The following is a 19,715-nucleotide window of genomic DNA, read 5'->3' as shown; positions in this document are numbered from 1 at the left end:
CGTCACTTGCGCAGGGTGATGTACTTGAAGGTGCCCTGGCCGGTGCCGATCATGCGCCCGTCCTGGTCGCGCACCTCGCAGTCGGCGAAGAACACCGACTTGCCGCCGCCGGTGCGGCGCGCACGCGCGACGAGGCGTTGGCCGTGCTGCGCGGCACCGACGAAGTTGGTGGTCAGCGACAGGGTGAACGCGCGCTTCGGCGTCTCGCCCTTGGGCGCGTGGCAGCCGCAATAGCCGCAGGCGGTATCGACCAGCGTGGTCAGCATGCCGCCGTGCATGACGCCGCTGCGGTTCAGGTGGCGTGCGTCGACCGTCAGAGTGACCTCGGCAAGGTCCGGCTCCCAGGTCTCCAGCGTGTAGCCGACCAGGTCGGCGAAGCCACCATGGGTGCGCAGCGGGTCGACGTCTTGGGGGGGCTTTGTCGAATCAGGCATGGCCGCAGACTGCCGCTTCGCGCCCCGGCTGTCCATATGCAGGCTGATGAGAGGTTTGCCCATAAAGCTAGACCGGGGCGCGGCGGCCCCGGTCATTTGCTCTCGTTGGACAGGATCGGCTCCCACCGCGGTAGTTAAGGAACCTCCTGACGAGTCACCGCACAGGCTTTGCGGCGGCTATATCGTCACCGGTTTTCCCCGGCCACGTGCTGATAGCTTGCGACTCATCGCGTGCACCGGTCAAGAGGCTGGGACTAGGAATATCGGCGGATTTCTGCGCTTTGCCCGCCCGTGCTGCAGATGCAAAGCAGGGGCGTCGCCGGCAATCGATTGGAATTGGTGGCGAATTGCGGGGCAACCGGCGTCGCGGCGAAGCCGGTTGCCGTCCCGCAGCAAAAAAGAGGGACGGCGATATAATGCGCCATGCTAACCGCAAGATTGCCTATGCCGGCGAGCAAAGGAAGCGACGGTTGCCGATAGCGTCGCCCGAGTTACAGGCGCGCGAAGATCCCCGCTGCCAACGACTGCACCTCGGTCCAGGCCGTGCCGACCAGATCGCTCGCCAGTGCGATGAGCTTGGGCGTCCACAGCCGGATGAGCGGCTCGAACTCGACGTAGAGGAAAAAGAGCGCGGTCGCGCTGCCTGCGAGCGCGCCGAGCTGTACCGCCCGGCGCCAGATCTGGCTCCTGCCCTGGCGTCGTGCGGTGCGCCGCAGCATGCCACGGCCCGCCGTCGCTTTGGCCTCGTTGCTGCGACTCCACTCCGCCTGCGCCGTCGCGAGCCGCCTCGCAGCTTCCGCCTTCCACTTGCCTTCCGCCACGACGAGGGCCTCCTGTGCCTCGCGTTGCCAATCCTCGCGCGCCCGCCGCAGGCGGGACTCTGCCAGACCCTGCGTGCGCCGCTCGGCCTGTTCGATGGCCTCGGCGCGCTCGGCCTCGCTTTCCTTGCGCCACTCCGTTCGCGCCTTCGCGAGGCGCCGCTCGATCTCCTGCGCCACGCGCGTCTCGATGTCGTCGGCGGTCTGCTGCGTTTCAGCGGCGGCGAGGCCGGTTCGCGCCGCCTCGAGTTCCCGCGCGAGAGCCTCGGCTTTGCGTGCAGCGTCTTCGGCCTTGGCCTGCGCGGCGTCGCGGGCGCTGCGCGCGTCTTCGACCTTCTGCCGCCACGCCAGTTCGATCGCCTGCTCCTGGTCGGCGAGGCGAGCGTCGCTTTCCTGCCGCCACTGCGCCTCCGCCGCCGTGCGGCCGGCTTCAAGTTGCCGGGCGGCGGCCTGCGCATCGGCCGCCTGCTGGCGCGCCGCCGCAATGTCGCGCTCGGCCTCGCGGCGCCATTCGGCCTGCGCCTCCTGAAGACGAATCTCGGCGGCGGCCGCCGCGTTGCGTTCCGCTTCGGCCACCGCGGCGGCGACGGTCGCCCCGCTGGCCTGCGCCAACTCGGCTTCCCAGGCGGCGCGCGCTGCATCCAGCTCGTCGGTGAGCTTCTGCCGCCACGTCCGCTCCAGGGCTTCTGCCTGGGCGCCGAGGCGCGCGGCATTTTCTGTCTGCCACTGTGTCTCGGCCGCGGCCAGTGCCTCTGCCGTTCTGCGCCGGCCGAGACGCAGCGCGGCGGCGACCCGGCGGTCCATGCGGCGCTGCCAGTCCGCCGCCAGCGCCTGGCCGTCTCCGATGTCTCCGCGCGGCTTCATCCGCCGCGCGCTGCGCGGCAGCGGTACCTCGAACTGTCCGACGATGGAGGCGTTTTCGTTCTTGTCGACGACCACGATGCGGATCGCGACGCTCGCCGGCGGCTCGACGTCGTCCGGCAGCACCAGCGCAAGGCCGTCGAGATCCGCCGGCGTCAGCGACCAGCTGGCGTCCTCGTTCTTCGCGCCCCTGGTCAGCTCGGCCCGCGCGGGCAGGTAGACGACGCGAACCGTCAGCCGCTTGTGCTGCCGGTAGGGCGTCAGCAGCGGCGCGAGGTCAAGCGGGATGCCCTCGCGAGCCGCAGGCTCCGCCACGATACTGGCCATGTCGTTCACGTCGTTCGTCCCCCGGCGGGCGAGGGGCTTAGCGCCCTCGCGTAGCCGCAGCGTTCATGCGGCCGGCATTGTCGGGCGCAAGGCGTGAACGATTCGGAAAAGCCGGGTTTTGTCTAAAAGGCCGACTCCGCCGGCGCAGAACTCCGCGACATGGCGGCGGAAGTTCCGGCGGCGGCGGGTCCGCTCAGGCTGCTATTCCGCACCCACCGCGTAGAAGTGAGGATTCTCGAAGCCGGGCTTGCCGTAGTCCAGCGGCTCGTCGTCCAGGGTGTAGACCTGGCCGCCGGCGGCGAGCAGCACGGCGTGGCCGGCGGCGGTGTCCCACTCCATGGTGCGTCCGAAGCGCGGGTAGAGATCGGCGCGCCCGGTGGCGACCAGGCAGAACTTCAGCGACGAGCCGGCGGAGACCTTGTCGGCCACCTTGTACTTGGCAAGAAAGGCGTCGAGCTCCTCGCCCTGGCCGTGGCGGCGGCTGGCGACGACCACGGCGCCTTCTGCCGGGATCTCGCGGGCGCGGATGTCCATCAGCGGCTTGTCGGTCTCGGCGTAGACCGCGCGCCCGCTGGTCTTGTTGCCCTCGGCGTCCTCGCCGCAGACGCCGGCCCAGGTCATGGCCAGGGCAGGGGCGTGCACCACGCCGGCGGCGGGTTGGCCGTCTTCGATGAGGGCGATGTTCACGGTGAACTCGCCGTTGCGGCTGATGAATTCCTTGGTGCCATCCAGCGGGTCGACCAGCCAGAAGCGGTTGCCCTCGATCACCGGCATCTCGCCGGCGGCCATGGCTTCCTCGGCGACCACCGGAATATCCGGCGTCAGCGTATTCAGCGCGCCGAGGATGAAGGTCTCCGCCGCTTCGTCCGCATCGGTGACCGGCGAGGCATCGTCCTTTTCGCGCACCTCGATGTCTTCCTCTTCCACGTAGTAGGCGAGGATGATCTTGCCGGCGCGCTCGGCGATGAGGCGCAGCACCGAGACGATGTCCTCGGCGCCGGCTTCGTCCTGGTTCAGCAGCTCTTCGATCGACTTCTTGTCAGACTCACTCACTCCGCGGCCTCCCGCTGCTGGGCATCGTGTATCGCGCGCCACACCTTCTCCGGTGTCGCGGGCATGTCGACGTGGCGGATGCCGAGCGGCGCCAGCGCATCGACCAGCGCGTTGATGACCGCCGGGCAGGCCCCGATGGCGCCCGCCTCGCCGGCACCCTTCACGCCCATCGGGTTGGTGGTGCAGGGCGTGTCCTCGACCAGCGTCAGGTCGATGGCGGGCAGATCGTCGGCGCGCGGCATGCAGTAATCCATGAAGGAGCCTGTCAGCAGCTGCCCCTCGGTGTCATAGACCGTGTGTTCCAGCAGCGCCTGGCCGATGCCCTGGGCGGTGCCGCCGTGCACCTGGCCCGCGGCCATCAGCGGGTTCACGATGACGCCGAAATCGTCGACCACTGTATAGCGCACGATCTTCACCGTGCCGGTCTCCGGGTCGGCCTCCAGTTCGCAGAGGTGGCAGCCGTTGGGATAGGTCTGCTTGCCGGCGACCAGGTGATGCTGGTCCTGTAGTTCGCCCTTCATGCCGTCGGGCAGCGCGCCGTCTTCCTTGGCGGCTTTTGCGACCTGGCCCAGATTCACGAACTTGTCGGTGCCGACCACGGTGAAGCGGCCTTCGACGAACTCGATGTCGGCCTCGGCGGCCTCCAGCAGGTGGCCGGCGATCTTGCGCGCGCGCTCGATCACCTTGTCGGCCGCGCCGTCGATGGCCTGGCCGCCCATCAGCAGCGAGCGCGAGCCGCCGGTGCCGCCGCCCTGCGGCAGGTCCCAGGAATCGCCCTGGTGCACGGTGATCTGATCCGGCTCGGCGCCCAGCTTGTCGGCGATCAGCTGCGTATAGGCCGTGAAATGGCCCTGGCCGTTGGACTGGGTGCCGATCCACAGTTCGATGCCGCCGTCGTCCTTCACCTTCAGGCGCGCGGTCTCCTCGCCGTTGGAGCCGCAGACCTCGCCGTAGCAGGCAAAGCCCAGGCCGCGCAGCTTGCCGGCGGCGGCGGCCTCTTTGCGGCGCGTCTCGAAGCCGGCATGGTCGGCGGCGGCGAGGCCGCGCGCCAGCATGCCGGGGAAGTCGCCGCTGTCGTAGGTCTCGCCGAAGGCGGTGGTGTAGGGCATCGCCTGGGGCGGGATGAAGTTGCGCCGGCGCAGCTCGTCCGGCGCGATGCCGACGTCGCGCGCGGCGGCGTCGATCAGGCGCTCCACCAGGTAGGCCGCCTCGGGCCGCCCGGCGCCGCGATAGGCGTCGACCGGCACGGTGTTGGTGAACACCGTGGTGACCTCGGCATAGCCGACCGGGATCGTGTAGAGCCCGCTCAGCATCGGCGCATAGCAGCCGGTCGGGATGAAGGGGGCGTAGCTGGAAAGATAGGCACCCATGTTGGCGGTGGTGGTGACGCGCAGGCCGAGGATGCGGTGATCGCCGTCCAGCGCCAGTTCGGCGAGGCTAACGTGGTCGCGCCCCTGGGTATCGCTGAGGAAGCCCTCGCCGCGATCGGCATTCCAGCGCACCGGGCGGCCCAGGCGCCGCGCGGCGAAGAGCACCAGCACGGTCTCGGGGTAGACGAAGATCTTCATCCCGAAGCCGCCGCCGACGTCCGGCGTGATGACGTGCATCTTCTCCTTGGGAATGTTGAAGACCCTGTCGCAGAGCGGCGCCAGGAAGCGGTGCGAGCCCTGCGAGCCGGTGTAGAGGGTGAAGGTCTCGCTCGCCTTGTCGTAGTCGCCGATGGCCGCGCGCGGCTCCATCGAATTCACGACGATGCGGTTGTTCACGAACTCCAGCCGCGTGACGTGCGCCGCCTTTTCGAAAGCGGCCTTGGTACCGGCCTCGTCGCCGGCCTCCCACACCAGGCTCGTGTTGTTGGGCGCCTCATCCCAGACCTGCGGCTGGCCGGGTGCGCTGGCGGTCTTGGTGTCGGTCACCGCCGGCAGGGTGTCGTAGTCGACCATCACCAGTTCGGCGGCGTCGCGCGCCTGCTGCGCGGTCTCGGCGACCACGAAGGCAATCGGGTCGCCGGCGAAGCGCGCGCGCCCGCGCGCCAGCGCCGGGCGCGGCGGCATGACGGTCTTGCTGCCGTTCTTGCCGGGCATGGGCACCAGGCAGGGAATGTTGCCGACGCCGTCGGCATCCAGGTCCTCGACGGTGTAGACGGCCAGCACGCCGGGCGCCGCCTTGGCGTCGTCCAGATCGATGGCGGTGATCGTCGCGTGGGCGAAGGGGCTGCGCACCACGACGCCGTGGCACTGCCCCTCCAGCCGGATATCGTCACTGTACTGGCCGTCGCCGGTGAGGAAGCGCAGGTCTTCCACCCGGCGCAGGCCCTGGCCTACGCCAAATCGCCCCATGGCTTAAAGGTTCTCCGTGATGAGATGGGTCTACGAGTGAGGAATGGCCCCGATGATAGGCGACCGCCCCGCCCGCGACCAAGGAGAAAGTCGTGACGCTTCTGTGCGAAGGGGCCGGGTTGCGGTCGTTCGTGTGCCGCCTGTTCGGGCGGGGTCAGGCAGTTGCCGGCTGCGCCGCGATGGCGTCGTCGCCGTGCAATCGGCGCAGTTCCCAGCGCGGCGGCAGGGTCTCGGGGGTCTGGATGTCCGAGGCGAGACCAAGCTTCTTCAATCCCAGGATGAACCACCAGCCGGGGTCGGCCTGCCCCGGCTCCAGTCCCAGGCGTGCGGAGGAGGGGAAGGCATGGTGATTGTTGTGCCACGACTCACCGAAAGTGATGAGCCCGGCGTAGGGCACGTTGAAGCCCTGCACGGCGACGCCGGCGACATACCAGTGACCCTGCGGCCGGCGGTGGGCGTAGTGGCCGATTAGCCAGTGACCGGTCAGCGACACTGCGACGCGCAGGCAGACGCCCCAGATCACTCCGGGGAGGCCGCCGATGGCGAAGAAGACGACGCCCAGCAGGACGTTCTGCGCCATCCAGTGGCGTTCGAGGAAGCGGTAGAAGGCATCGTTGCGGACTTCCTCTTCGATCACGAAGCGCGGCGGATGCGCCAGTTCGAGGTCGCAGTGCATCTGCCAGAAGGCATCGATCAGGAACGGACGGCGGTGACTGGAGTGGTCGTGGCAGTGCTTCTGGCGCTGTGCCCAGTCGCGCAGGTCGTGCGCCTTGATCATGCCGAAGGGGCCGGCCATGCCTACCAGCACGCCGAGCCAGACCAGCAGGTACTCGAGCCAGCGCGGGGCCTTGAAACTGCGGTGGATCAGCAGGCGGTGCATGCCGACGGAGTGGCCGGCGCAGATGGTGATGCTGGTGGTCACCAGAAAAAGGGCGAGGGCATCCCAGGAGAAGGTGAGGAAGGCACCGCCGACGCCGGCGACGGTCATGCCGGAGACCCAGAGCGATTTCATCGGACGCCAGCGCACGGTTCCTTCGCTGGCGTCGACACCCGGACCGGCTTTGACCCGTTTGGTCGAGATACATTGCGACATCGCGAAAACCCTCCTCGATCGGGCGTGAACGCGAGCGCCGCGCAGCCGGACCTCAGGCCTTTTTCTCGTCGGCCTCTTCCGCCTTCAGCTTCTCGATTGCTTCACGCTTCAGTTCTTGGGACACGCTGCAGAAGTTGGTCATGAAGTCGAACAGCCGCCCGACCAGCACGTCCTTCTTCACCTCGTAGCGGATGAAGTTCTTGTGCCGGGTGGAAACCAGCAGACCGGCCTCCTCCAGAATCCGCAAATGCTTGGAGACGGTTGGTTGCGAGAGATCGAACTTCGCCGCGACGTCGCCGGCGTGCATCGGACCCTCGGAGAGATAGGCGAGGATCTTGCGCCGGCTGGTTGACGACAGGGCTTCGAAGATCTTGTCCATGTGTTCTCCTTCTTCGGAAAATACCTATATAGCTATTTGCCTATATAGGCAATTATAAATTATTGTGGCTGAAAACCCAAGGGCTTGGACCGCTTTGGCGAGGGCTGCAGTCCGCAATTGACAGGAGATTGTCGCGAGCCTGCCCCGCTAGGCTACCCGGCCCGGCAAGAGGAGGGTGCGCGATGGAACAAAGGTTGAGCCTGGTAACCCTGGGCGTCCGCGATCTCGCGCGGGCGCGGAAGTTCTACGAGGAAGGACTCGGCTGGAGCCGGAACGGCGGGGTCGAAGCAGAGGTGGCTTTCTACCAGCTCGGCGGCATGATCCTGGCGCTGTGGGGCCGCGACAGCCTGGCCGCGGACGGCCGGCTGACCCTGGCCGCGATCGAGCCCGGCCAGAGCTTCGGCGGCCTCGCCCTCGCTTACAACACCCGCAGCGAGGCCGAGGTGGATGCCGTCCTCGCGGAGGCCGCGGCGGCGGGCGGTCTCGTCCTGAAGCCCGCGGAGAAGACCGACTGGGGCGGCTACGCCGGCTACTTCGCCGACCCCGACGGCCACCCCTGGGAAGTCGCCTGGAACCCCTTCTGGACGCTTCGGGACGACGGCAGGGTGTCGCTGGAGGCGCCGGCGTAGGGGCGGGGCTCCGGCACCACCTCCGGAGACGGGACTCCCCGGATATTGAACGTTAAGGTTGGAGGTCTTGGGAGATTGGGGAAGGGGGAGAGTGTGTCCGAGTCAGTCTTGAAAGCTGCCGTATTGGCCGGGGTGGTGATGATGGCGGGCTTTGCCACGCCCGCCGCCGCGGCGTCGGACGTGGATGCGCGGATCAAGCAGGCGGCGCAGCATTTCGCCGATCTGAAGGACACGCAGGCCAAGGTGATCCTGGAGGAATTGAGCGCTCAGGGCGTGGCCGAGGCCGACGTGCTGCTCGGCTATCTCTCTTCCGATCCGCTGTATGAAGAGCGCGACTACGAGGCCGCGGTCGCGGCCTTCGAGCAGGCGGCAACGGCTGGCGACGAAGAGGGCATCTTCCAGCTCGCCGAATCGCGCTTCTGGCCGGACTACAGCGCCTGGATGTTGACTCCGGACGAGAAGGCCGTGCGGCTCTCGGCGGAGGATGCTTTCGGCCTGCTGCTGCGCGCTGTTCAAGATCGGCCAAGCGCGTGGGGCGAAGCCGGCGCGCGTTACTGGCGCCTCGCCTGGCTTTGCACCTTAGGCGGCTACGACTGCGGCGACGAACTGACCGATGAGGCGGTTCGCAAGGGCAGCCAGCAGATCGGCAACCTGCGCATGATCAAAGGCGCTTTCGACATCCTCGAAATTTCTCGATCAGGCGAATCAGGTACGCCCGAGGGCGAGGCGTTGCTGACTGCCTATTTCGCTCTCGGCATGGCGGAAGCCGATCCATATGTCGCAGGTATCGCTTCGGAGTTGTTCTGGCGTGACTTCACGGGACCAGAGGACTGCCCCGTGCCGGGATCTCTCGCCGTTGCCGGGCGGTTGCTGGCCATGGGATGGAATGCTGAGGATCAACGCGAATTGCCGCGGGACCTTGGGGAATGCTTCAGTGCCGAGGAACTGGAAGGGGAGCGGGCTGCTTTGGTTCGTTCCCTCGACATGCAAATCCGCAACTACAGCAATCAAGACACGTGGCACCTGCGGAGCTGCTACCAGAATTCGCATGCGGTGACGTTCGGCGACTGCCTCATTCATGCCGTGAGGGACCACTACTTCGCCTGCACGAAGCTGTCGCTGATCGGCTACGTCCGGACCCGCTACAAGATCGACTACACGGCATCAGCGCGCTACAAGCGCTGCCGTGAGGCGATGATCGAGGCAAGGCAGGGATAGCGCGCTCTCAACTGTCATGCCCGAGGGTGACGGTGGGAGAGGAGGCGAGAGAGGTGCGACCGCACCGCTGTCGTCCCGGGGCTTGACCCGCGGGCCCAGTGGCATCGGCGACCGGCACCGAGCGGGCGGTTAGGTCCATGGATCCCGGCAACAGGTGCCGGGATGACAAAGCTGGCTGTGGCGGGTTGCGCTGAGAGGCGCCGGCCACTCTTTAGTCGAAGGCCTCTTCCCAGCTGCCCTGGGTGGCGGCCTTGGAATACTCGGTGGAGCGATTTTCGAAGAAGTTGGTGTGCTCGACGCCGTTGAGGATGGCGTCCAGCCAGGGCAGCGGGTTCTTCTCCGTGCGGTAGATCGGCTGCAGGCCCAGCTGGGTCAGGCGGCGGTCGGCGATGTAGCGGATGTAGGCCTTCACGTCGCCGGGCTCCAGGCCCTCGATGGCGCCCTGCTCGAAGGCAAGGTCGATGAAGGCGTCCTCGTGGGTGACGATGGTCTCGCAGGCCTTGTAGAGATCCTTCTCGAAGGCGTCGTTCCAGACCTCCGGGTTCTCCTCGATGAAGGTCTTGAACAGGCGGATCGCCGACTGGGTGTGCAGCGACTCGTCGCGCACCGACCAGGTGACGATCTGGCCCATGCCCTTCATCTTGTTGAAGCGCGGGAAGTTCAAGAGGATCGCGAAGGAGGCGAAGAGCTGCAGGCCCTCGGTGAAGGCGCCGAAGACGGCCAGGGTCTTGGCGATGTCCTCCTTGGTGTCGCAGCCGAATTCCTGCATGTAGTCGTACTTGTCCTTCATCTCCTTGTAGTGGAGGAAGGCGGAGTACTCGGCCTCCGGCATGCCGATGGTATCCAGCAGGTAGGAATAGGCGGCGATGTGCACCGTCTCCATGTTGGAGAAGGCGGACAGCATCATCTGCACTTCGGTCGGCTGGAACACGCGGCTGTAGTGCCGCATGTAGCAGTTGTTCACCTCGACGTCGGACTGCGTGAAGAAGCGGAAGATCTGGCTCAGCAGGTTGCGCTCGGAATCCGTCAGGTTGCGGTTCCAGTCCTTCACGTCGTCGGCCAGGGGCACCTCTTCGGGCAGCCAATGCAGGCGCTGCTGCATCAGCCAGGCGTCATAGGCCCAGGGGTAGCGGAAGGGCTTGTAGACGGGGCTGGCATCCAGCAGCGACATCGGGCAGGGCCTCCATTTACTTCTCTTGGCGCGCGCTCTTCGGTCAGGGGCGCCGCCGCCGGTTGGTCGATCATAGGGGGACTATTGAATACAAGATCAGGCGTCGGGGGAAACCGGTAACTGCTCCTGAAAAGCGGGGATAACGGGCGCTAAAATCAGGGCCCGTGAAAGCTGGGGCCGCGGGAAGTAGGGGCCGGCGGTCCCCCCGAACCACCGGCCCCTTGCACCCCCCGAAGTGCCCGGGGCGTCGAGCGCCCGCGACAGGTCCTTCGAAGGTCACGCCAGACCGCGAACGCCCGCCTCGGGGCGGTCGCGGCCCCGATCTACTGGAGGTCTACTGACAGGCGAGGCACTCCTCGTAGTCGGTGGTGGAAGCGGCTGCCGCGGCGACGCCCTTGGAGGCGATCTTGCCGAGATAGGGGACCGCCGCCGTCGGCGTCATCGGGATGGCCGATTCGGCGCGCTGGATCGACTTGGAGCGGCAGTAGTAGAGGCTCTTCACGCCCTTCTTCCACGCCTGATAGTGAATCTGGTGCAGGTCGCGCTTGTGCACGTCGGCCGGCACGAAGACGTTCAGCGACTGCGCCTGGCAGATGAACGGCGCGCGGTCGCCGGCGTGCTCGATGAGCCAGCGCTGGTCCAGCTCGAAGGCGGTCTTGAAGACGTCCTTCTCGTCGTCGCTGAGGAAATCGAGGTGCTGCACCGAACCGCCGTTGATGGTGATCGAGGTCCACACCTCCTCGGTGTTCTGACCCTTTTCCTCCAGCAGCGCCGCCAGGTGCTTGTTGCGCACGTTGAAGGAGCCCGACAGCGTCTTGTGGGTGAAGGAATTGGCCGCGATCGGTTCGATGCCCGGCGAGGCGCCGCCGCAGATGATCGAGATCGAGGCCGTCGGCGCAATCGCCATCTTGTTGGAGAAGCGCTCCATGAAGCCGAACTCCGCGGCATCCGGGCAGGCGCCGCGCTCCTCGGCCAGCTTCTTGGAGGCGGCGTCGGCGCCCTTGCGGATGTGGGCGAAGACCTTCTTGTTCCACACCTTGGCCATGACGCCTTCCAGCGGAATGCCGTTGGCCTGCATGAAGGAGTGGAAGCCCATCACGCCGAGGCCGACCGAGCGCTCGCGCATCGCCGAATACTTGGCGCGCGCCATGCCCTCGGGCGCCTTGTCGATGAAGTCCTGCAGCACGTTATCGAGGAAGCGCATGACGTCCTCGATGAAGCTCTCTTCCTCGTGCCACTCGAAGTAGGTCTCGAGGTTCAGCGAGGAGAGGCAGCAGACGGCGGTGCGGTCGACGCCGTGGTGGTCGACGCCGGTCGGCAGGGTGATCTCGCTGCAGAGGTTCGACATCTTCACGGTCAGGCCGGCCAGCTTGTGATGCTCCGGGATGTGCCGGTTCACGTGGTCGCCGTAGATGATGTAGGGCTCACCGGTCTCGATGCGGGCGGTGAGGATGCGGATCCACAGATCGCGGGCGCGCACCTTGCGGATGACGGCGCCGTCCTTCGGGCTGGTCAGGCCCCATTCCTCGTTCTTCTCCACCGCGCGCATGAAGGCGTCGCTGATCACCACGCCGTGGTGCAGGTTCAAGGCCTTGCGGTTGGGGTCGCCGCCGGTCGGCCGGCGCAGCTCGATGAATTCCTCGATTTCCGGATGCGAGATCGGGATGTAGCAGGCCGCCGAGCCGCGGCGCAGCGAGCCCTGGCTGATCGCCAGGGTCAGCGAATCCATGACCCTGATGAAGGGGATGATGCCGGAGGTCTTGCCGTTGTGGCCGACCCGCTCGCCGATCGAGCGCAGGTTGCCCCAGTAGCTGCCGATCCCGCCGCCGCGCGCGGCCAGCCAGACGTTCTCGTTCCACAGCCCGACGATGCCGTCCAGACTGTCGCCGGCCTCGTTGAGGAAGCAGGAGATCGGCAGGCCGCGGGTGGTGCCGCCGTTGGACAGCACCGGCGTCGCCGGCATGAACCACAGCTTCGAGATGTAGTCATAGAGCCGCTGGGCGTGGGCGCTGTCGTCGGCGTAGTGGGCGGCGACGCGGGCGAAGAGGTCCTGGAAGGACTCGCCCGGCATCAGATAGCGGTCGCTCAGGGTCGCCTTGCCGAAGATCGTCAGGTTGGCGTCGCGGCTGCGGTCCATGTGCACCTTGATGCCACGCTCGTTCTGGAACTCGTCGCGAATCTGGCCGGCGCCGAGAAGTTCTTCCTCGTCGTCCGGCTGCGCGTCGTCGTTCGCGGCCTGCAACGGCAGGGTCGCCTGCTGGGGGGTCGGGGTTGCGGCTTGTCTTCCTAGCTGCGGTGCGTTATCCACAGATTCCAGGCCAGTTTTGGTGTCGCTTTCGCCCGCCGCCGACTGGCCGAAAATCCCCGATCCATCCATGCTTTTTCCCCTCAGTCCACAGCTTGTGGAAGATCTTGGCGTGAATTGTGGTAACAATATCTGGGGCCGATGCCCGTGGCCCCACACCACATATGGCCCCCAATCTATACCGGTCGTCTTGAATCTGTCATCGTGAACATACCAAGAACATTTACCATAGTAGCGTCCGATGCGGTTGCCGCAAGGCCGCCGGGCGGGTTACCCACAAGAATTCGCCGCCGGCCTGTTCGCCCCGGCTGCGGCTGCGCTTTTTTCGGTGTACCTAGAGAGGGTTTCTGACCATGTGCGGCCGCTTCCTGCTGACGGCGCCGCCCGAGGCGGTGCAACGTCTTTTCGGCTTCCTCGAGTTGCCGAACCTGGAGCCGCGCTACAACATCGCGCCCAGCCAGGCGGTGGCGGCGATGGTCCGCGACGCCCAGGCGCAGCGTCGCTTCCTGTGGATGCGCTGGGGCCTGGTGCCGAACTGGTCGAAAGAGGACCGCCAGGGCGCCCCGCTGATCAACGCGCGGGCGGAGACCGTTGCCGAGAAGCCCTCGTTCCGTGACGCTTTCGCCGGGCGGCGCTGCGTGGTCTTCGCAGACGGCTTCTACGAATGGCGCCAGGGCGGCAACCGCCAGCCCTACTGGGTGCGCCTCAGTGACGCCTCGCCCTTCGCCTTCGCGGCGATCTGGGAGCCTGTAAAGGCGACGGGGGAGGGCGAGCCGGCCGGTGATCCCCAGGGCGGCTGCGCCCTCATCACCACCGAGGCGAATACGAAGATGGCGGCGGTGCATCACCGCATGCCGGTGATCCTGACGCCGGATCAGGTCGGTCCCTGGCTCGACCCGGCCAGCCCGCGCGCGGCGCTGGAAGCGCTGCTGAAGCCGTTGCCGGACGATGCGGTCACGCTGACCCCGGTCTCCAAGCGGGTAAACGCGGTGCGCGAGGACGACGCTGGCCTGCTGCGCGAGGAGAAACTGCCCGAAGCGCCCTCGCAGCTGGATCTGTTCTAGACGCGGCCGAAATCGCGCTCGCGCAGTTCCACGCTGTGGCGGTAGAAGCTTTCCATGAAGAGGATCAGTTCTTCGGGCACGTCGGCCGGCAGCGCACCGCGCAGCGTCTGCTTGGCGAGGTTGATCAGGCCGCGCGCGCGCTCCTGCTCGTCGTCCTTGAGGCCGCGGTAGCCCATTGACCAGTCCGGGAAGGCGCGGCGCGCGCAGGGGCCGCCGAGCAGCCGGATGATGCCGTGGTGGCGACGGTCGCCGTCCAGCCGCTGGGAAAGCGCTTCGACGGCCGCTTGCGGCCCCTCGACGTATTGCATGAAATGGCCGTCGACATAGACCAGCATGCCGGTCAGGCTGGCCGCATCGTTGTTGGCGCGGGACTGCACCAGCAGGGCTTCGATCTCATCGGGCGAGAGGAAATGCCGCGCGGTACTGACGTACAGCAGGCGGTAGCAGGACTCTGCGGGCGCGCTGTCCATGATGGGGGCACCGTTGCGGTCGATTGAGGCTGCGCCGGGACGGGGCCGGCAGGCCTTCTGGATACACCCTCGGCGTTAAAATTTCGCAAGCGGAGAGGGCGGCGGCCTCTGTGGGAAGATCCGCTTTCGAGGCCTGCCGCTGCTAAGCGGCGTTCTGCCGGCTCTCGAAGAGGCGTTGCACCAGCCTCGGCGTGATCTCCGCGGCGGCGGCGGCGTCGCCGAGGCTGCTCAGGTAGGCGGCGATGGCGCTGCGCGTGCGCGGGCCCATCAGACCATCGACGGCGCCGGCACTGAAGCCCAACTGGTTCAGGCTGTGCTGCACGTACATGACCGTCGGCTTGTCGGCGAACTCGGCCTCGTCGCCCGTATCCTTCCGGGGCGCGAAGGCCTTGGCGCGCCGCTTGCCGGCCTCCAGCTCCGCCGGGGACATCTTGTTGGCGATGGCGGCGCGCACGTCCGCCGCCTGGCGGTGACCGCGGTCGCTGGCGATGTCGAGCCAGGCATAGCCGGCGGTGGTGTTGATCGGCAGGCCGAGGCCGGCGGCCTGCACCACGCCGAAGGAGAAGGCGCCGTCGGGGTGGCCCTGCTCGGCCGCCTTGCCGTACCAGCGCGCCGCCCAGGACAGGTTCTTGGTCACGCCGCGGCCGTTGGCGTAGCACTCGCCCAGCAGGAACTGCGCGTCGCCGTGGCCCTGCTCGGCGGCCTTGCCGAGGTAATCGGCGGCGCGCAGGTAGTCCTGTTCCACACCGGCACCGTTGTAGTACGCGGCGCCGACGGCGTACTGCGCGCGCGGCTCGCCCCGCGCGGCGGCGGCGTTGATCCACTTGGCGCCGGCGGTGAGGTCCTTGTCGATGCCGCGCCCTTCATTATAGGCCTCGCCCAGCTCGTAGGCGGCCGGTCCATGACCGCGCTCGGCCGCCTGCAGGAAACGCCGGACGGCTTCCGCGTCGTTGCCTTCGCGCTGCAGGCGCAGGCCGCTGTCGTACAGCGCATCGTTGAGCGCGCTGCCCGTCAGGCCTTCGAACTCGGCCGCATCCTCCCCGTTCAGCGCCCCGGACAGCCCCTTGTCGGCGTTCTCCAGCGAGTCCTTCACGTCGGAACAGCCCGCGGCCGCCAGCCCGATCAGCGCCCACAGCAGGACAGGGGCACAGAACCGGCGCGCCGCACGCCGAGCCAGCCGTTCACCCCGAACCATCAGCTCTTTCATCACACTCCCCTTCGCGCGGGCCCACGCTCCGGTCCCGCTTATCGCATCCCCCACCGGCCGCGCGCGGCGCCCGGGCGACGACCGGCGCTGTCCCGCGTTTCGGCCGCGGAAGAGGCTTCCCCTATGAATACCAAAATGCCGGCACCCCGTGCGGCCCCAATTTTCCCCTTCAATCGACTGTGCGGCGAAACCACAAGGGGCAAATTAGCGTCATAATCAACGGTAAAATATTGTATTTTTATATTATTTCACAATATGAGATGATAGATTTAAGACGATCCCCCCTTGCGATGAGGTCAACGATGCTCGCCCGTTCCCCGCTGGTGCGCCGATTTGCCGCCTTTGCCGCGCTCGCCGCGCTGCTGCAGATCGCCGTGCCGCAGTCCGCCGCCGCCGAAGCGGCACCGCGGCCCCTGGTCGATGTCGCGTGGCTGTTGGAAAACAACGGCCGCGACGATTTGGTGGTACTCGACGTCCGCAACGAACTGAGCAGCGGTTCGGAGGCGGTCTACCGCGCCGGCCATATCCCCGGCGCCGTCTACAGCAACTACCTGAAATCGGGCTGGCGCACGGAGATCGACGGCGTGCCGGCCCAGTTGCCGCGGCCGGAAACCCTGGAAGCGCTGATCGGCGAGCTGGGCATTTCCAACGACAGCCACGTGGTGATCGTCTCCGGCGGCGAGGATGCCCACGACTACAGCAGCGCCGCGCGGGTCTACTGGACCTTCAAGGTCGCCGGGCATGACCGCGTTTCCATCCTGGACGGCGGCTACCGTGCCTATGCGGCGGACTCGGCCAACCCCGTGGAGACCGGCTGGGTCGACCCAATGCCGGACATCTTCACGGTCGAACTGCGCGACGACATCCTGGCCGGGCGGGAAGAAGTCGCCGCGGCGCAGGCGGCCGGGCGGCCGCTGGTCGACACGCGGCCCGCCGAGTACTTCACCGGCGAGACGCGCCACACCTGGGCCAAGCGCGCCGGAACCATCCCCGGTGCCCTCTCACTGCCGGAAAGCCGGCTTGCCGAGGGCGGGCGTATCGTCGATGCCGCCCGGGCCGCCGGCCTGCTGGCGGAACTCGGCCTTGCCGAGGCCGGCAGCGACGCGGACAGCGAGGTGATCTACTTCTGCAACACCGGCCACTGGTCGGCGCTGGCCTGGTTCCTCCAGAGCGAAGTCCTGGGCCGCAAGAGCGCGCGGGTCTATGACGGCTCCATGGTCGACTGGACCGCCGAGGCGGACCGCCCGCTGCAGTTGGGTGCCGCCACCAACTGAGCACCCGCTCGGGGTGGCGGCCGGTCGCCGGTCAAGGGCGCTCACAGTGCCGTGCGTCAGCCTCGACAGCGGCCGCTGCCCGTTCCATAACAGAATTCCCGGCTTGCCGGAGCCCGCGTCGGCGGGCCCCGCTCCATCAGCCGGTGCCCTCAGGAAGTCCGATGCGATGAGTTCTTCCATTTCGATCCCGCGCCCCGATGTGGGCCCCGATTGGCGGGTCGCCGTGCCGGGCCTCCTGCTGCTGGCGGGCGGCGCCCTCTACATCGCCGGCGCGACGGGTGGCAAGCTCGCCTGGCTGTTCCTGCTCGGTGGTGCTCTGGGGCTGGTGCTCTACCATGCTGCCTTCGGTTTCGCCTCGGCCTGGCGCGTCTTTCTGGCCGAGGGCCGCGGCGAGGGCTTGCGCGCCCAGATGGTCATGCTGGGGGTGGCCACCCTGCTGTTCTTCCCGCTGATCGCCGAGGGCAGCGCCATCGGCGTGAACGTCGGCGGCGCCGTCGCGCCTTTCGGGGTTTCCGTCGCGGTGGGCGCGGCGCTTTTCGGCATCGGCATGCAGCTGGCCGGCGGTTGCGCCTCCGGCACCCTCTATACGGTCGGTGGCGGCTCGACCAAGATGGTCTTCACCCTCATCTTCTTCATGGTCGGCTCGCTGATCGGCGCCGCACACATGCCGTGGTGGCTGCAGGCGCCCAGTCTCGGCAGCCTTTCCGTCCTGCAGGCCTGGGGCCTCGTCCCGGCACTCGCCGCGCAGCTCGCCGTTTTCGCGGCGATCGTCCTGCTGACCCGCGTGGTCGAGCGGCGGCGCGGCATCGGTCCTGCGGCAACCCCTGCGGGCGGCCCTGCCGGCGGCTCGCTGGCCCGCCGCCTGGTGAGCGGCCCCTGGCCCCTCATCTGGGGCGCGGTCGCCCTGGCGGTGCTGAACGCCGTCACCCTGGTCACCGCCGGCCATGCCTGGTCGATCAGCTTCGGCTACACCCTGTGGGGCGGCAAGCTGGCCCAGGCCCTCGGTGTCGACCTCACGGCCTACGCCTTCTGGACCTGGCCTTTCCCCAGCCAGGCTCTGGCTGCCTCGGTCTTCGCCGATAGCACTTCGGTGATGAATTTCGGCGTGCTGGCCGGCGCTTTCCTGGCCGCGGGGCTCGCCGGTCGCTTCAACCCGGCCTGGCGGCTGCCCTGGCGCCAGGTGCTGGCGGCGGCCCTCGGCGGCCTGCTCATGGGCTATGGCGCCCGTCTCGCCTTCGGCTGCAACGTCGGCGCCTACTTCAGCGGGATCGCCTCCGGCAGCCTGCACGGCTGGCTGTGGTTCGTCTCGGGCCTAGCCGGCAGCTACCTGGGTACCGGTCTGCGCCCGCTGTTCGGCCTCGCCGGCGGCCTCTCCTTTCGCTCCACGCCCCAGGCAGCCTGATCAGACGGAAAATCGCGCGAATTTCGCGCCATGATTGCATTCCTGCGCGGAAGCAGTACCCCTAAGCGCTTGAATAGGCTCAATTGCACCCTATCTAAAAAACCATGAAGCAAGCCACTCTCAGCAAGCCCCGGCCCAGTGATCCGCCGAAGGTGAAAAAGCGGCGCTGCTTGATGTGCCGGGACCGCTTTGAGAGCGGCTGGCCTGGAGAGCGCGTCTGCAAACGTTGCAAGTCCACCACCGCTTGGCGCGAAGGCTGAGGCCGGCGCCCGTCGATTTCTGCGGCCCGCGTGAACCTCTGTCTGCTTCGGCGCCGTACTTCAAGTCATGCGACGCGAAGAAGAAATCAGCCCCTATCTGAAGCGGCCGCTGCGCAGCTTCGACGAGGTTCTGCGGCTGCGCAGGTTGCGGCGCGATGCCGATCTCTATCAATCGGCGGCCGATAGCAACCAGCCGCCGTCAGACAAGTCTGCTTGAATCGCTGGAAATCTCCGACGTTCGCTCGAACAGCCGTGTCCCGTCCGGGCCGCGAAGGCGCCGCTATGGATGCCGCAGACGAGGGATGGTGGGCGATGCTGGGATTGAACCAGCGACCTCTCGCGTGTGAAGCGAGCGCTCTCCCGCTGAGCTAATCGCCCGTCGCAAGGCACCTCCGAAAGGCGCCGAAAGCAAAGGGAAGCGTGATTTAGGCCAGGTGCCACGGCCTGTCAAGCGTGCCAGACCCGTCGTTTCCCCTTTGATCAAGCATCCCTTTGCGGGCTCCAGGCACTCGCCTCGGTGCCCCAGTAATGGGGCATGAAGGCAGTCTCGTTACTGGCAAGAAACAATCCGCGAGTGCCCAGGTCGCCGCCAAGGTCTCGCATGAAGATGTCTTTGTAAACTTACCTCGAAAGATGCCGCTTAGACCAAGGGGTTGCCTTGCCATCAGGCAGGAAATCCCATCATTTTCCTTTTTAAACCAATAGGATAAATAGGATCAAGATAAGCCGGTCAATAGACGGGATTCGACATAAGTTTGGAATAGTCGCTACTGTCGCCAGTCTATCCAAGAGGTGTAATGGTAATCGTTTGTTAATTGAATCGGGATAAGAAGCAATCGCCATTAGCCGAAATCCACTTGGGTTTATGGAGTTAGACGAGGAAATAGCAATGGCTATCGCTAGCAAACAGGCTTCCCGGAAGTCTGGTACTAAAGCGGTCCGCAAGACCGCGAAGAAGACCACCGCGCGCCGTAAGACCACGGCTCGCAAGACGGCTGCCCGGAAGACCACGGCCCGGCGGACCACGGCTCGCAAGACCACGGCTCGCAAGACCACGGCTCGGAAGACGACGGCTCGTAAGAGCCCGGCTCGGAAGACGGCTGCCAAGAAGAAGACGACCGCTCGTAAGACGACGGCCCGCAAGACGACCGCTCGCAAGAGCCCGGCTCGCAAGACGGCCGCCAAGAAGACGACGGCTCGTAAGACCTCGGCGCGCAAGACGACCGCCCGTAAGACCGCCGCTCGCAAGAGCCCGGTCCGCAAGACGGCCGCCAAGAAGCGCGTTGTGAAGAAGACCACGGCGCGTAAGACGACCGCCCGCAAGACGACCGCTCGCAAGAGCCCGGCTCGCAAGACGGCCGCCAAGAAGCGCGTTGTGAAGAAGACCACGGCGCGTAAGACGACCGCCCGC

Annotated in this window: 17 protein-coding genes and 1 tRNA gene; 7 read left to right on the top strand and 11 right to left on the bottom strand. The window is 66.9% G+C overall.

What is annotated here, in order from left to right:
- Window positions 1-2: 2 nt before the first annotated feature.
- From WDC82_RS16125 to WDC82_RS16100, 6 genes are all read right to left on the bottom strand, one after another.
- Window positions 3-434, bottom strand: coding sequence for a PaaI family thioesterase (locus WDC82_RS16125; RefSeq protein ID WP_340118384.1), 432 nt, complete (start codon window positions 432-434; stop codon window positions 3-5).
- Between the two features lie 491 nt (window positions 435-925).
- Window positions 926-2,449: a hypothetical protein gene (locus tag WDC82_RS16120; RefSeq protein ID WP_340118383.1), complete on the bottom strand. Its 1,524-nt coding sequence runs from the start codon at window positions 2,447-2,449 to the stop codon at window positions 926-928.
- A gap of 192 nt (window positions 2,450-2,641) precedes the next feature.
- Window positions 2,642-3,493 carry a 3'(2'),5'-bisphosphate nucleotidase CysQ gene (gene cysQ / locus WDC82_RS16115; protein ID WP_340118382.1) on the bottom strand — a complete coding sequence of 284 codons (852 nt, stop codon included), beginning with the start codon at window positions 3,491-3,493 and terminating at the stop codon, window positions 2,642-2,644.
- The gene (locus WDC82_RS16110; RefSeq protein ID WP_340118381.1) at window positions 3,490-5,832 is read right to left on the bottom strand and encodes a xanthine dehydrogenase family protein molybdopterin-binding subunit; all 2,343 of its coding nucleotides are present in this window, start codon (window positions 5,830-5,832) and stop codon (window positions 3,490-3,492) included. Before WDC82_RS16110 ends, cysQ begins: the two co-directional genes overlap by 4 nt.
- A 154-nt stretch (window positions 5,833-5,986) precedes the next feature.
- The gene (locus tag WDC82_RS16105) at window positions 5,987-6,925 is read right to left on the bottom strand and encodes an acyl-CoA desaturase (protein ID WP_340118380.1); all 939 of its coding nucleotides are present in this window, start codon (window positions 6,923-6,925) and stop codon (window positions 5,987-5,989) included.
- 52 nt (window positions 6,926-6,977) lie between these two features.
- Window positions 6,978-7,304 carry a metalloregulator ArsR/SmtB family transcription factor gene (locus WDC82_RS16100; protein WP_340118379.1) on the bottom strand — a complete coding sequence of 109 codons (327 nt, stop codon included), beginning with the start codon at window positions 7,302-7,304 and terminating at the stop codon, window positions 6,978-6,980.
- A 182-nt stretch (window positions 7,305-7,486) separates the two neighbouring features.
- Here WDC82_RS16100 and WDC82_RS16095 point away from each other — a divergent pair, with 182 nt between their 5' ends.
- Together WDC82_RS16095 and WDC82_RS16090 are read left to right on the top strand one after the other, a co-directional pair.
- Window positions 7,487-7,933 carry a VOC family protein gene (locus WDC82_RS16095; protein ID WP_340118378.1) on the top strand — a complete coding sequence of 149 codons (447 nt, stop codon included), beginning with the start codon at window positions 7,487-7,489 and terminating at the stop codon, window positions 7,931-7,933.
- 93 nt (window positions 7,934-8,026) lie between these two features.
- Window positions 8,027-9,151, top strand: coding sequence for a hypothetical protein (locus tag WDC82_RS16090; protein ID WP_340118377.1), 1,125 nt, complete (start codon window positions 8,027-8,029; stop codon window positions 9,149-9,151).
- Window positions 9,152-9,362: 211 nt separating this feature from the next.
- Here the strand turns inward: WDC82_RS16090 and WDC82_RS16085 are convergent, their stop codons facing one another.
- Window positions 9,363-10,322, bottom strand: coding sequence for a ribonucleotide-diphosphate reductase subunit beta (locus WDC82_RS16085; RefSeq protein WP_340118376.1), 960 nt, complete (start codon window positions 10,320-10,322; stop codon window positions 9,363-9,365).
- A gap of 334 nt (window positions 10,323-10,656) precedes the next feature.
- A complete protein-coding gene (locus WDC82_RS16080) occupies window positions 10,657-12,459 on the bottom strand; it encodes a ribonucleoside-diphosphate reductase subunit alpha (RefSeq protein WP_370661559.1) in 1,803 nt (600 codons plus the stop codon).
- Window positions 12,460-12,980: 521 nt separating this feature from the next.
- On the opposite strand from WDC82_RS16080, the gene WDC82_RS16075 reads away from it, so the two are divergent.
- Window positions 12,981-13,691 carry an SOS response-associated peptidase gene (locus tag WDC82_RS16075; protein WP_340118374.1) on the top strand — a complete coding sequence of 237 codons (711 nt, stop codon included), beginning with the start codon at window positions 12,981-12,983 and terminating at the stop codon, window positions 13,689-13,691.
- Here the strand turns inward: WDC82_RS16075 and WDC82_RS16070 are convergent.
- Window positions 13,688-14,161, bottom strand: coding sequence for a BLUF domain-containing protein (locus tag WDC82_RS16070; RefSeq protein WP_340118373.1), 474 nt, complete (start codon window positions 14,159-14,161; stop codon window positions 13,688-13,690). The genes WDC82_RS16075 and WDC82_RS16070 overlap by 4 nt on opposite strands.
- 142 nt (window positions 14,162-14,303) lie before the next feature.
- Complete coding sequence (locus tag WDC82_RS16065) at window positions 14,304-15,368, bottom strand: peptidoglycan-binding protein (RefSeq protein ID WP_340118372.1); 1,065 nt, start codon at window positions 15,366-15,368, stop codon at window positions 14,304-14,306.
- Between the two features lie 302 nt (window positions 15,369-15,670).
- Here WDC82_RS16065 and WDC82_RS16060 point away from each other — a divergent pair, with 302 nt between their 5' ends.
- From WDC82_RS16060 to WDC82_RS16050, 3 genes are all read left to right on the top strand, one after another.
- The gene (locus WDC82_RS16060) at window positions 15,671-16,642 is read left to right on the top strand and encodes a rhodanese-like domain-containing protein (RefSeq protein WP_340118371.1); all 972 of its coding nucleotides are present in this window, start codon (window positions 15,671-15,673) and stop codon (window positions 16,640-16,642) included.
- Window positions 16,643-16,808: 166 nt separating this feature from the next.
- The gene (locus tag WDC82_RS16055) at window positions 16,809-18,044 is read left to right on the top strand and encodes a YeeE/YedE family protein (protein WP_340118370.1); all 1,236 of its coding nucleotides are present in this window, start codon (window positions 16,809-16,811) and stop codon (window positions 18,042-18,044) included.
- Between the two features lie 327 nt (window positions 18,045-18,371).
- Window positions 18,372-18,521 (top strand): hypothetical protein, encoded by a 150-nt coding sequence (locus WDC82_RS16050; protein ID WP_340118369.1) that lies wholly within the window; start codon window positions 18,372-18,374, stop codon window positions 18,519-18,521.
- Window positions 18,522-18,607: 86 nt separating this feature from the next.
- Here the strand turns inward: WDC82_RS16050 and WDC82_RS16045 are convergent.
- Window positions 18,608-18,682, bottom strand: a tRNA-Val gene (locus tag WDC82_RS16045).
- Between the two features lie 511 nt (window positions 18,683-19,193).
- Between WDC82_RS16045 and WDC82_RS16040 the strand changes: the two genes are divergently transcribed.
- The coding region (locus WDC82_RS16040) for a histone H1-like repetitive region-containing protein (protein WP_340118368.1) at window positions 19,194-19,715 on the top strand (522 nt) is incomplete at its 3' end.

The organism is Pelagibius sp. 7325 (assembly GCF_037652055.1).
Lineage (GTDB): Bacteria > Pseudomonadota > Alphaproteobacteria > Kiloniellales > Kiloniellaceae > Pelagibius.
The sequence above is the reverse complement of the archived record's forward strand: the minus strand, read 5'-3'. Positions and strand labels throughout refer to the sequence as shown.

Excerpts from the sequence above, each read along its gene's own strand:
- WDC82_RS16060 (WP_340118371.1), top strand. The coding sequence starts at position 15,671 with ATGCTCGCCCGTTCCCCGCTGGTGCGCCGATTTGCCGCCTTTGCCGCG.
- WDC82_RS16125 (WP_340118384.1), bottom strand. The coding sequence starts at position 434 with ATGCCTGATTCGACAAAGCCCCCCCAAGACGTCGACCCGCTGCGCACC.
- WDC82_RS16100 (WP_340118379.1), bottom strand. The coding sequence starts at position 7,304 with ATGGACAAGATCTTCGAAGCCCTGTCGTCAACCAGCCGGCGCAAGATC.
- WDC82_RS16070 (WP_340118373.1), bottom strand. The coding sequence starts at position 14,161 with ATGGACAGCGCGCCCGCAGAGTCCTGCTACCGCCTGCTGTACGTCAGT.
- WDC82_RS16085 (WP_340118376.1), bottom strand. The coding sequence starts at position 10,322 with ATGTCGCTGCTGGATGCCAGCCCCGTCTACAAGCCCTTCCGCTACCCC.
- WDC82_RS16050 (WP_340118369.1), top strand. The coding sequence starts at position 18,372 with ATGCGACGCGAAGAAGAAATCAGCCCCTATCTGAAGCGGCCGCTGCGC.
- WDC82_RS16075 (WP_340118374.1), top strand. The coding sequence starts at position 12,981 with ATGTGCGGCCGCTTCCTGCTGACGGCGCCGCCCGAGGCGGTGCAACGT.
- WDC82_RS16095 (WP_340118378.1), top strand. The coding sequence starts at position 7,487 with ATGGAACAAAGGTTGAGCCTGGTAACCCTGGGCGTCCGCGATCTCGCG.
- WDC82_RS16055 (WP_340118370.1), top strand. The coding sequence starts at position 16,809 with ATGAGTTCTTCCATTTCGATCCCGCGCCCCGATGTGGGCCCCGATTGG.
- WDC82_RS16105 (WP_340118380.1), bottom strand. The coding sequence starts at position 6,925 with ATGTCGCAATGTATCTCGACCAAACGGGTCAAAGCCGGTCCGGGTGTC.
- WDC82_RS16065 (WP_340118372.1), bottom strand. The coding sequence starts at position 15,368 with ATGAAAGAGCTGATGGTTCGGGGTGAACGGCTGGCTCGGCGTGCGGCG.
- WDC82_RS16080 (WP_370661559.1), bottom strand. The coding sequence starts at position 12,459 with ATGGACCGCAGCCGCGACGCCAACCTGACGATCTTCGGCAAGGCGACC.
- WDC82_RS16110 (WP_340118381.1), bottom strand. The coding sequence starts at position 5,832 with ATGGGGCGATTTGGCGTAGGCCAGGGCCTGCGCCGGGTGGAAGACCTG.